This is a genomic window from Corynebacterium sp. HMSC05E07, assembly GCF_001807225.1.
GTDB lineage: Bacteria > Actinomycetota > Actinomycetes > Mycobacteriales > Mycobacteriaceae > Corynebacterium > Corynebacterium singulare.
The window spans coordinates 1-11136 of sequence record NZ_KV788267.1; the positions used below are offsets into that span (position 1 = coordinate 1).

Sequence of the window (11136 nt, forward strand, 5' to 3'; positions counted from 1 at the left end):
ACTTCGTCATATTATGAAGCTCTGCAGAGAGTGCGCCCAGTACAGCTATCCCGGGAATGACACCAGCCAATCGGGTTGTAGCTTTCACAGGCATTGTTTGTTGAGGTAGGTGCCGTCGATAAATAGCTGGTCATAGACGCGATGATGGTCGATTTCTACGTCGGTTTGGATTAGCCAGCACCATTTCATACGCGCGTGCAGGGTCTGTCGGGTGGTGTTGTGTTGTTGTGCGAGGCTGTTGAGAGAGTCTCCGCCGGTAATCCAGGTGTAGAACAGTCGGAAGGTGGCGGCGTTTTTACCGGCTTGTTGGCTGTTTCTTACTAACGAGACGCGGCAGCCTTGTGTGCATCGCCATCGTTGGGTACCGGCTTGTGTGTATCCGTTTTTCTTCATTAGCCCTGTACAGATGGGGCATCTTGGCCTGTTTTTACTCACCGGAAAAGCAAAGCAAAAACAACTAACACACTTTCCAAAGAAATCCGGTATTGAACGCAAAAGACCGGTTTATAGCTCCCGAAGACCTATAAACCGACTAAAAACACATGCTGAGCTGGTAGAAGTAAGCCAACTCAGACACACTTCTTTACTTAACCCTACACCATTGTCATTCCGCAGGTAGAAGCGACAAAACACCCCGATCCGACTTCGCGCCTTGGCCGCATCCAGGCCGGCCGTGGCGCGCGCGATGATCAGAGCACACTCGAACTGCGCCAACGCCTAGAACACATAGAACACCAACCGACCACCCGGAGCGGTCGTGTCGCTCGTCTCCTGCAACGAGACGAAACCCACCCCACAGACCTGGAGGTCAAACGTCCGAACCGAGCCTGACGTCGACGGCAGTGATACGTCCGCTCAATCCACGTGACGATCGCGATGCTCAGCTGTCTACGGGTGGTCCAGGAACAGCGGTCGAGGACGTTCTTCTGCAGCAACGCGAAGAATGATTCCCTGGCTGCGTTATCCGGCTCTTCGCGGTTCACAGTGCGTTGATCCGCTCCTGCAACTGTCCTGAGTGGATCAGGGACCTCAAGATGTAGTGATCCAGATTCCTGAACCCCACAGCGATCCCACGCACATGCTCCAATCGTCCGTTAAATCGGGCCTCGACCGGCCCGTTCGACGCGCCCGTGTCGAAGTACGCCAGGATCGCCGCCCGCTTACGCCACAGAGTTCTCCCCAACGTCGCCAGCTCCGTCAAGCCTTTCGGCACCCCGGTACGCCAACGCCCGCCGGAACCGCATGCAAGCCTTCCGCGCGACCTACAGCTCCAGATGCCGGCCATTGGTGAGTACCGTGTCGAGCTTGTCCCGCCACTTCTCGTGCGGGTTACGGTCCCAGGTGTTGCACGTCAATCGACGGGTTCAGGACCCTCCCCGGGGCCCGGCGCCGCCGACGGGTCAGATGACGCAGACGGGTGACAGGGGTGTCCTCCTGGTCCAGACAGGAGCATGTTTCCAGAAGTGACGTATAGATGGAAAATTCATCCACCGTTCATTTCAACCTACGCTGTGTTCATCTTCGGGCGGTAGTGTTCACGGCATGAATGACACAGACAGTGACTTCCGCGACGCCATCCTCGGCCGTCGCACACCGGTACTGGAGGAAATCCGGCACCGGCTACCGTCCTTTTCCGATTCGGAGGCCCGGGTCGCCCGATTCATCATGACCTCCCCCGTCGAGGTGATGGGAATGTCCATCTCCCAGCTCGCCGACGCATCATCGACATCGGTCGGTTCGGTGGCCCGGTTCTGTCAACGGTTCGGCGTCACCGGGTACCAGCAGCTCAAACTTCTGCTCTCCCGGACACTGCCCGCTCCGTCGGAGGCGGAGGACGCCGGTGCCGGAGACGGTGGCAGTGACTCAGCCCGCTACCGCAGAACCCTCATACAGACCGGTGAGGCTCTCACCGCTGCGAGTAGGGTCATCGACACCGACCAGATAGAACGGGTCGTCGACATCATCGCGTCGGCAGGCAGTGTGCTCATCGCCGCGGCGGGAACATCCACACCGTTGGCCTGGGACACCGCCTACCGCATGACCGCACTCGGTATCGACGCCCGTTTCGAGGCGGACTTCATTTTCCAGGAGGTCCTCGCCGGATCCCTGGGCGAAGGAGACGTGTGCCTCGCGATCAGCCACACAGGTTCCACAATTCCCACGCTCCGGGTCGTCGAGACCGCCCGTGACAGGGGAGCAGTCACCGTGGGGGTCACCAGCTTCGCGACGTCACCGGTTACCGAACTGCTGGACTCGGTGATCGTCGCAGGCAGTGCGGAAACCCATCACCAGGTGGAAGCCGTCGTGAGCCGCATCGTCCATCTCGCAGTGCTCGACACCCTTCTCACTGGTCTCCGGAACCGAATCACAGGAGCACCTGACGCACAGTTCCGGGCCGACTCCATAGTCAATGCCAACCGGATCTGAACAGGAGAGACGACCCAACATGGACACTCCGACACAGCACGACCGTGAAGACGACACGCCGTCCGACACCGTCAGAGGTACAGTGGTCGATTCACTCGGACAGCCACTGCCGAGAATTTCGGTCAGCGACGGGCTACGAGTGACGCTCACCGATGACAACGGGGCATTCTCTTTCAACGGTGACCCGGACAACGGCGGTGCGCTTCCGGGCAGTGGTTTCATCACCGTCACCGTTCCAGCCGGCCTAACCGCAGACCGCTGGTTCTGCCGCACACGTAGCGGAGAAGACCTGCGGTTCGTCCTGGAACGGGCGACAGATCCCGCAGCGACCGCTCTTCCCTACCGTTTCGCCCATCTCACAGATCTCCACATCGGTGGCGCTGCGATGTATCCGCAACCGGCTGAGCTCGGTGACGCCGAAGTGTTGGGTGCGCTGCTGCGACGCATCGCCGAGCAGACCGACGTGGCGTCATTCATGATCACCGGGGATCTCACCGACCACGGCGTCGACGACCAGTACCGTGAACTCCTCCGGACCCTGTCGCACAGCCCCCGGCCGTGGCACACCGTTCCCGGCAACCACGACCACATGGCAGGTGACCGTTACCACAGCACTGTTAGCCGGACCGGCTACGAGATCCACACCGGTGACCCCGCCGCCTATGAAACGTGGATGGGACCTCGCTGGTACTCATTCGACCTTCCCGGGCTCCACGTAGTCTGCATGGACTGGCTGACCGATGAACTTGACCTGGACGCCGGGATCCAGCGCTCCTGGCTGGCAGCGGATCTCGCCGCCTGGAATGCCGGGGGGCAGGGGGAACGTCCCTGGATTCTGCTGTACCACGACCAGCCCACCAGAGAATTCCTCGGCAGCGCACCGTATCCGCCGAAAGCCACGTTCTCCGGACACCGTCACACGGACCGGATCGTGAAGACTGACGACGTCCTCCACGTCAATACTCCGCCGGCGATGTTCGGCGGAATCGACCACTCGGTGGCCGGGTACCGGGTCGTGGAGTGGGACGGCGAACAGATCACCGTGGTAACCGGTCAGAGCTTTCCGCCTGCCGGAAGCGCCGGGTCAGGTCGGGCTGCCGCGGAGGACACCCCTGCTCCGGTCACACCACTGTGGCAGCACGAACCTGACACCACAGGGTACCGGGCGGTAGCCGCAGGGCAGGGTACCGCGGGAACTCTGGTCGCCTACAGGGCCTGTGAAGGTGGTGAAGGCAGACTGTCCTGCCTTGACCTCGCCACCGGACGCACCGTATGGGAGCTCGACCTCGACACATGGCCTGCGGCCGACGCTCCCGTTCGAGGTTCGGTGGACGGCAGTCCTGTCGCGGTGATCGGTCTGGTTGACGGGTCTGTGATAGCAGTGGACGACACGGCCGGGACACTCCTCTGGCGCTTCGATTCCACCGATCCCATGCGACGGTTCTCCCTGCACTCCCCCGCAGTCACCGAGGGAACGGTCATTGCTGGAGATGTCTCCGATGTCGTCGGGATCTCACTGGACGACGGCACACTCCGGTGGCGTCGCCGGGACCTGGCCAACTACCAGATCTTTATCACCATGGCCTCTCCTGCCCCGGACGGTTCGAGAGTGGCTGTGGGGTCTTTTCCCGCCCCGGAGCGCATCAGCGTGCTGGACGCTGCAACCGGCGGTGACCTCGCTACCGCACATGCTCAGCAACAGTCCCGGACTACCGGCGAAAGCCCGTTCTCGCGTGCAGCTCTACCGGTGGCGACACCTGTATGGGCGGCCCCGACCGGGATCATCTGCACGACTCTGAACGGAACATCCCGTCTGAACCCTTTCACCGCAACGGTGGAGTGGCAGCGACTCTCCCGGCGACCGTGGAATGAAGCGTCCCCGTTGTGCGTGCCCGACGGGGTTGTCGTGACCGACTCGTCAGGTGAGGTATCACTCCTCGACGTGGACACCGGGGACACCCGGTGGACCTGGAACTGGTCCCGGGACTCCTCCGGCGCTCCACTCGTCTGTCGCGGTACCTACCGGAGAACGCCGGAGCCGCTGTCCGCCACTCCCGCGCTCGCAGGGGAGGAGATCCTTGTTCCCACACTGTGCGCCTCGGTGGTCGTCCTCGATGTATCCACCGGTGAGCTGCGTCGGGTCGTCCCCACCTGCGCACCGGTCACGGCCACCCCGATCCCGGGGCCGGTGGGCCACGGGCCGGGACTCCTGATGGTCACAGTGGAGTCGGACGGGGGTGTGCGATGCTATCCGCTGCAGTGACCGTGCCGGAGCGTCGCCGCCGGATAGTGGGGCTCGCCTTCGCCACACCTGCGCTCGTTGCGGTCAGCCTGTTCATTCTGTTGCCGGGTCTGCTGGCGTTGGTGGGCAGCCTGTTCAACATCAGGATCGGGTCGCAGACCTCGTGGAGGTGGGCAGGGCTCGACAACTACGGCTCCGTTCTCGCGGATCCGGCGGTCCGCCAGGCGATCCTGAACACCCTGGTCTACTCGGTGATCACCGTGATCCCCGGTCTGGTCCTCGGCTTCCTCCTGGCACTGCTGGTCCATTCAGCCACCAGGGGAAGGCGTCTGCTCCAGGTACTGCTGTTCCTCCCGTACACAGGGAATCTTGTTGCCATGGGAGTGGTGTTCCGGTCGGTGTTCGCCAGCCCCTCGGGCCCGTTGAACAGTGTGCTGGGAGTGTTCGGTCTGGGACCGGTGGCTTTCCTCAGTGACCCTTCCCTGACTCTTCCCACGGTCGCTCTGGTCGGACTGTGGCGACTGGTGTCGTTCACGTTCCTCATCTACTTCGCGGGCCTCAGCAGCATACCGACGGTGGTGGAGGAGGCCGCTGACATGGACGGTGTCACAGGTGCAGCCCGAGTGCGTCACGTACTTCTTCCACTCCTCCGGCCTGTCAGTGCATTCGCCCTGGTGATGGCGATTCTCCAGTGTGCGCAGGTTTTCGACACCGTCCGGATAATGACCGACGGTGGGCCTCTCGGTTCAAGTGAGACCGTACTCACCATGGCCTGGAAACTCGGGTTCGAGTACTTCGACCTGGGGCAGGCAGCTGCGCTGAACACCATGCTCATCGCGGTTCTGATTCTCACAGGGGTGATCCACCGGCGGATTTCCCGACGTAGCGAACGTCCGTCAGCGGCAGGCGTCCCACAGACGGGGGAGGAGAAGTCATGACCAGCACCGTGACCAGCACCGTGACCAGGTGGAGTGTCCTCTTCATCGCTGTCGTCATTTCTCTGGCACCGTTCCTCTGGATGGTGCGTACCGCCTTTGCGGGTCGGGAGGATCAGGTTGACTCAGGGCTCCGCCTCCTTCCTCCGGACCCGACACTCGCCAACTTCTCTGAGGCGTGGACACGGGGTGGGCTCGGACACGCGATGCTGGTCGGTGTCGTAGTCACGGCGCTGATTCTCGTGCTTCAGCTCGCGGTGAGCATTCCGGCGTCATTCGCTCTCGCGAAGCTCGACTTCCCCGGTCGTAATGCCGCATTCGGGCTGGTTCTGGCCTGTATGTTGATCCCGAGCCAGGCGACTGCACTGCCGCTGTACATCGGGATCGGGAGTGCGGGGTTCGGAAACACTTTCGCAGCGTTGGTGATCCCGTTCACGGCGACGGCTATAGGACTGTTTCTGCTGCGTCAGCACATGGTGACCATCCCGGACACTCTCCTCGAAGCTGCCCGGACAGACGGTCTCGGTCTGTGGCGGACTCTGGTCCATGTCGTCGTCCCCAACTCCCGCTCTGCGATCGCGACCTTCTCGGTGCTGTCCGTCTTCGCACACTGGAACGACTACATGTGGCCACTGCTCATCGCCCGCTCCGATGCCCTGTACACCCCGCCGCTGGCACTGGCGGTGTTCCAGCAGGGAGAGACCGGAACCGACTACGGCGCGCTAAGCGCCGGGGCACTCATCGTGACACTTCCGATGATCGCACTGTTCCTGGCTGCCCAGCAGCACTTCGCCCGTGGGATAGCGGGTGGGGAGGCTCCGGGCTGACATGACACGGGATCTCTCATCCGCTCCTCCGACAGTTCTCCACCCCGACACTTCATCCCCAGTAATCACCAGACAGAAAGGCAGAACCAATGACCTCCACATCTTCAACCACCCGTCGCAGGCTCCGAGTCCGGAGCCTCGGCGCAGCACTGCTCACAGCGACCTCGCTCGCTGCGCTCACCTCCTGCTCCGGATCAGGGGAAGTCGCTGCCCCGGCGGAACAGGCCGACGTGTCCTCCTGCGACCCGTCCGGTGTGACACTCACCGCCGAATTTGCCAGCCAGGGTCGGCAGGGCGCTGAACTGGCCAAAGAACAGCTGGAGAAGAAATACCCGGGACTCACCGTGGAACTCAGGGCTGCCCCGGAGGGCACCAGCTACGACGAACTCACGCAGCAGGTTGTCGCGGACATTCAGGCAGGGTCGCGGCCGGACGTCATCATGCTGGGGCTTGACCAGCTCAGGTTCTGGGTAGACAACTACAGTCCCCGACCTCTCGACACCTCAGTGCTCAAGGACAGCTACCGCAAGAACTTCCTGGATGTCGGCACAATCAACGGGACCACCTACGTAGCCCCGTTCCAGATCTCGGTTCCGGTTCTCTACACCAACACGACGATGGCCGGGCAGGCCGGAATCGACGAGCTGCCGACCACCCACAGCCAGGTGATCAGCAATGCGGAGAAGATCAAGGAGAAGACGGGAAAGAAACCTGTCCAGATTCCGCGTGACAACATCGCCTGGTGGTTCGTCCAGGCCTTCACCCAGAGCAACGGTGCCCGGTATGTCAACGATGACGGGACGGCCGGGTTCGACACCCCGCAGGGACGCGAGGCGCTGGAGATCTACCGGACCATCGGGGAGAAGGGACTGCAGAATCCGGTGTCCTGGCAGGATTCGATCAAGGAATTCAGCAGCGGCCAGGCCGCCTACTTCTTCGGGACACCGGCAGTGGCCGCGACAGTGAAGAAGGCGGTGGGTGACAGTTTCGACTGGACGGTGTCCGACATGCCGGTGCCGGACGGTGGTACCGCCAGCCTCCCGGCAGGGGGCAACGGGTGGATGGTGCTCTCCGATGACGCCTGCCGGGCCGCGTACTCGAGCGAGATGATCAGCAACATGCTGGATCCGCAGGTGATTGCAAGCAGCGCACGGGAGAACAGCTACATTCCTGTTGACACCGCAGCCCAGGACATGCTCAGGCAGGATGCCGATTACGACAGCCCGCTAGGGTACGCATGGAAGTACGAGGGGACGCCGAGTGCCGGCGGCGGCTGGCCGGGACAGTCCATGGGAAGGGTGAACCAGACGCTCCAGGACATGGTCCAGCAGTTGACCGATCAGGGAAGGTCTGTCGACGAAGCGGTCTCTGACGCCGTGAAGAAGATCAACGGGGTGACTCAGCAGTGACATCCTTCGCCAGAGCAGTGCAGGAACAGGAATCCACCACGGGAGGGGACCACGCCAAGAGTATCCGTGTCCACGGACTGACCAGGACATTCGGAGAGGTCACTGCTCTCGACCACGTCGATCTGGACGTTATTCCGGGTGAGTCACTGGTACTTCTCGGCCCGTCCGGCTCCGGGAAGTCGACGTTCCTGCGAGCTGTCGCAGGGCTGGAGGAGATCGACTCCGGCGAGATCACCATTGGTGGCGTCCCACAACAGGGCCTGCCGCCTCACCGTCGTGACGTCGCCATCGTCTTCCAGAACTTCGCCCTCTACCCGCATCTGGACGCGCTCCGTAACATCACCCTGGGACTTGTTCACGGTCTCGGCATGACCAGGGGAGATGCCGAGCTACGAGCCCGCGCGGTGGCGCAGCGTCTGCAGATCACCGAACTGCTGGGCCGCCGTCCCCGCGAAATGTCCGGGGGACAGCGGCAGCGCGTTGCTCTGGCCCGTGCACTGGCACGCCAGGCAGGGGTGGTTCTGCTGGACGAGCCCCTGTCCGGGATGGATGCGCAGCTCCACCTCGTCCTCCGGGAGGAGATAGCGACACTGTTGCGCAGCAGCGGGGCCACGTCTATCCATGTCACGCACGACCAGCAGGATGCCTTTGCCGTCGCTGACAGGGTGGCGGTGATTCACCGTGGGAGGATTGAGCAGATCGGTACACCCCGTGAGCTGTATTCGCGTCCGACTACCGCTTTCGTGGCAGGTTTCATCGGTACACCGCCGATGAACCTGGCCGAAGTGCGGGTCAGAGACGGGTACTGCACAGGTGGTTTTCTTGAGGGAGTTCCCCTGGAGGAGCTCGGAGGGATGCCCGTTCTCAGGGGAAGGGACCGGTTCCGCGTCGGTATCCGGCCTGACGATCTCCGGTTGGGCACTCCCGGAGACAGTCGCGACCGGGTCATCGGGGTGACGGTCACTGCGGTCTCCTACGAAGGTGGCAGCCAGATTGTCCGCCTGAGCCGCAATGGTGACGTCGCCGGTGGCACCCTGTCAGCGAGGATGACGGCTGACGCCTCAGTGAGCGAGGGTGACCGGCTGTCGGCGTCCTGGAGCCGTGGTGCACTTCATGTGTTTGACGCGGAAACCGGTATACGGATCGACGCAGACAGGTGAAAGGGGAGGACATGAGAGGTGTCAGGGTCACAGCTCCCCGCGACAGGGATGCCCTGTACCGTCCGGGATACTCAGCCTACATCTTCGACTGGGACGGAACAGTCGCGGACAGTCACAGGGCGAACTACTCTGCCGTCAGCAGTGCGCTCAGGCTTGTCGGCGTCGACATCAGCTGAGAATGGTACTTGCGCGCCACGGGCTTTCGGCGGGAGAGATGGCCACGGCGGCTGCTGAAGAGGTGGGAAGGCGCATTGACGTCCCGAGGGTTGTCGAGTCCAGGGACGAATTCTTCCTCCGTGTTGTCGCCGATGTTGCACCGGTTGCCCCGGTCGCTTCAGTGATCCGCCGCTTGCAGGGTGGTGCTCCTGTCGCTGTAGCCACCGGAGGACCCCGGCGCACCGTGCTCCACACGATCGACATGTGGGAGATAGGACACTTGCTCTCGGCAGTTGTCACCCGGGACGACGTGTCCTGCGGAAAGCCGGATCCGGCACTGTTTCTGCGGGCGTCGGAGCTGCTGGGTGTCCCGGCGGAGAAGTGCCTGGTCTACGAGGACAGTGATGAAGGGCTCGAAGCTGCGCGGAGGGCAGGTATGGACGCTGTGGATGTGCGACCCTGTCTGGCGTCGGAGCGGAGGGGCATGACGGCGCGCACACCGTCCTGACTGAATGGCGGGGCGCAACCGACTGCCCCTCACCGCGGAGGAGTTCGACGCTGCCGCCCGGGGATCAGCCGCGCAGAGTTGAGGATGAACGCCGTCTCCGACCCGACATGGACGAAGGCGGCGACCACCGGGCTGAGCAGTCCGGAGGCCACCAGTACGATTCCTGCCAGGTCGACAGTCACGGTCCCGATGAAGTTGAACGTCACGATCCGGTGTGCCCGCCGGGCCGTGCGCAGGGTGGTGACCTGATCGCGGGCGTCGGAGCTGACGAGAATGACGTCGGAGCTTTCCCGGGCGATGTCTGTTCCCCCTCCCATGGCGATTCCCACGTCAGCTTTCGCCAGCGCCGGGGCGTCATTGACCCCGTCGCCGACCATCACCAACCGGTGGCCTGCGGCCCGTTCGCGGTCGATCACAGTGGTCTTGTCCTCGGGGAGCAGGTCGGCGCGAACGTCGGTGACGCCCACCGCCCTGCCGACGGCGAGGGCCGTCCCGGCGGAGTCGCCGGTGATCATGATGGTGCGCACGCCTTCGTCGTGCAGGTCGGCGACAGCCTGGGAGGAGGTCGGCCTGATTTCGTCGGCGAGTAGTACAGAACCGGCGTACCTGCCGTCGATGCCGATGTGTACCGCGTTCCCGAAGCCGGGGTGGACGAAGGTGTGGTCCAACAATCCGACGGAGCGGTTGAACAAGGAGATCCGCCGGCGGACCAATGTCGTGGGGATCTTCCCTGACCGTGTTTCGGTGGTCCGGTTGGTCGGGGCAGTGCTGGCTGAGCAGTATGAGGACTGGATGCAGCAGCGTCGGTACATGCCTCTGGCGGTGCTGTCCTCGACGGCGGAGATGCTGGCGAAGGCCCGGGCAGCTGACGGCGTCGGCGTCGTTGTCGGTGACGGTCAGGAGGCTCTGGTGGCGTAAGGAATCCTGTTCCGTCAGCGGTCAGTTCATCGCTGAGTCAACCGCTGGCGGATACACCACCCAAAAGGACTTGACCTGGAGTGCCGTCACAGTAGTGACCAGGAGCAACGTCCTGGTCCAGAGAAGAGGAAGGTCGTGGCCACCATCCTTGTGGTTGGGATGTCGGTGACTCACGACTTTGCTGGGACAATTACCCAGGTGCACAGCTGGTTTGCCTAGCTGAGCATTAGGAGTGTCTTTCGACGCTCGACGACCTTCGGAGCTTAGGACCTTCGGAGGTCGTTTTTCTTGTTCAGGGGAGCCAACCCAGGTGGGAGAGCACATCCCTGATGGTGCCCCAGGTTACGGGGCTTGCCGCCTCCTACGCTACTTGCATCGGCCGCGCTTTATGGGTGTCTTTTTAAGGCCAACCAACCAGTCAACGCTAACGTATACCAATAGATAAGATTCCATCGTGGCTCACGCCCTCACTAACGTTCGGTTGTGCTGCCGCCCAAATCAATAGATTTGGTTGCCACCGAAGAATTGTTAGGACCACGGATTTAGTAACGCTG

The 11136-nt window shown here is 62.6% G+C and carries 9 protein-coding genes and 3 pseudogenes; 8 read left to right on the plus strand and 4 right to left on the minus strand.

What is annotated here, in order from left to right:
* Positions 1–84: 84 nt before the first annotated feature.
* From HMPREF3149_RS13445 to HMPREF3149_RS10470, 3 genes and pseudogenes are all read right to left on the minus strand, one after another.
* Positions 85–393 carry a hypothetical protein gene (locus tag HMPREF3149_RS13445; RefSeq protein ID WP_141741516.1) on the minus strand — a complete coding sequence of 103 codons (309 nt, stop codon included), beginning with the start codon at positions 391–393 and terminating at the stop codon, positions 85–87.
* A 413-nt stretch (positions 394–806) separates the two neighbouring features.
* Positions 807–965 (minus strand): annotated as a pseudogene (locus tag HMPREF3149_RS13450) (IS3 family transposase); the annotation flags it as partial.
* A gap of 14 nt (positions 966–979) precedes the next feature.
* A pseudogene (locus tag HMPREF3149_RS10470) lies at positions 980–1216 on the minus strand (transposase); the annotation flags it as partial.
* A gap of 326 nt (positions 1217–1542) precedes the next feature.
* Here HMPREF3149_RS10470 and HMPREF3149_RS10475 point away from each other — a divergent pair.
* The 7 genes from HMPREF3149_RS10475 to HMPREF3149_RS10510 all read left to right on the plus strand — a co-directional run bounded on the left by HMPREF3149_RS10475 (position 1543) and on the right by HMPREF3149_RS10510 (position 9664).
* Entirely contained in the window at positions 1543–2427 is an 885-nt protein-coding gene (locus HMPREF3149_RS10475) for a MurR/RpiR family transcriptional regulator (RefSeq protein ID WP_070537997.1), read from the plus strand.
* 19 nt (positions 2428–2446) lie between these two features.
* A complete protein-coding gene (locus HMPREF3149_RS10480) occupies positions 2447–4690 on the plus strand; it encodes an outer membrane protein assembly factor BamB family protein (RefSeq protein WP_070537999.1) in 2244 nt (747 codons plus the stop codon).
* Positions 4687–5607: a carbohydrate ABC transporter permease gene (locus tag HMPREF3149_RS10485; protein ID WP_246819994.1), complete on the plus strand. Its 921-nt coding sequence runs from the start codon at positions 4687–4689 to the stop codon at positions 5605–5607. The genes HMPREF3149_RS10480 and HMPREF3149_RS10485 overlap by 4 nt, the downstream gene beginning before the upstream one ends.
* A gap of 20 nt (positions 5608–5627) precedes the next feature.
* On the plus strand, positions 5628–6431 hold the full coding sequence (locus HMPREF3149_RS10490) for a carbohydrate ABC transporter permease (protein WP_246819995.1): 804 nt from the start codon (positions 5628–5630) through the stop codon (positions 6429–6431).
* A gap of 89 nt (positions 6432–6520) precedes the next feature.
* Complete coding sequence (locus HMPREF3149_RS10495) at positions 6521–7840, plus strand: extracellular solute-binding protein (RefSeq protein WP_246819996.1); 1320 nt, start codon at positions 6521–6523, stop codon at positions 7838–7840.
* Positions 7837–9000: an ABC transporter ATP-binding protein gene (locus tag HMPREF3149_RS10500; RefSeq protein WP_070538004.1), complete on the plus strand. Its 1164-nt coding sequence runs from the start codon at positions 7837–7839 to the stop codon at positions 8998–9000. The genes HMPREF3149_RS10495 and HMPREF3149_RS10500 overlap by 4 nt, the downstream gene beginning before the upstream one ends.
* Before the next feature lie 178 nt (positions 9001–9178).
* Positions 9179–9664, plus strand: a complete 486-nt coding sequence (locus tag HMPREF3149_RS10510; RefSeq protein ID WP_070538008.1) for an HAD family hydrolase — start codon at positions 9179–9181, stop codon at positions 9662–9664.
* A 29-nt stretch (positions 9665–9693) separates the two neighbouring features.
* Here HMPREF3149_RS10510 and HMPREF3149_RS10515 read toward each other — a convergent pair whose 3' ends face one another.
* On the minus strand, positions 9694–10377 hold the full coding sequence (locus tag HMPREF3149_RS10515) for an HAD-IC family P-type ATPase (protein WP_070538010.1): 684 nt from the start codon (positions 10375–10377) through the stop codon (positions 9694–9696).
* Here HMPREF3149_RS10515 and HMPREF3149_RS13660 point away from each other — a divergent pair.
* A pseudogene (locus HMPREF3149_RS13660) lies at positions 10292–10582 on the plus strand (transposase); the annotation flags it as partial. The gene HMPREF3149_RS10515 and the pseudogene HMPREF3149_RS13660 sit on opposite strands and share 86 nt — an antisense overlap.
* Positions 10583–11136 lie beyond the last annotated feature (554 nt).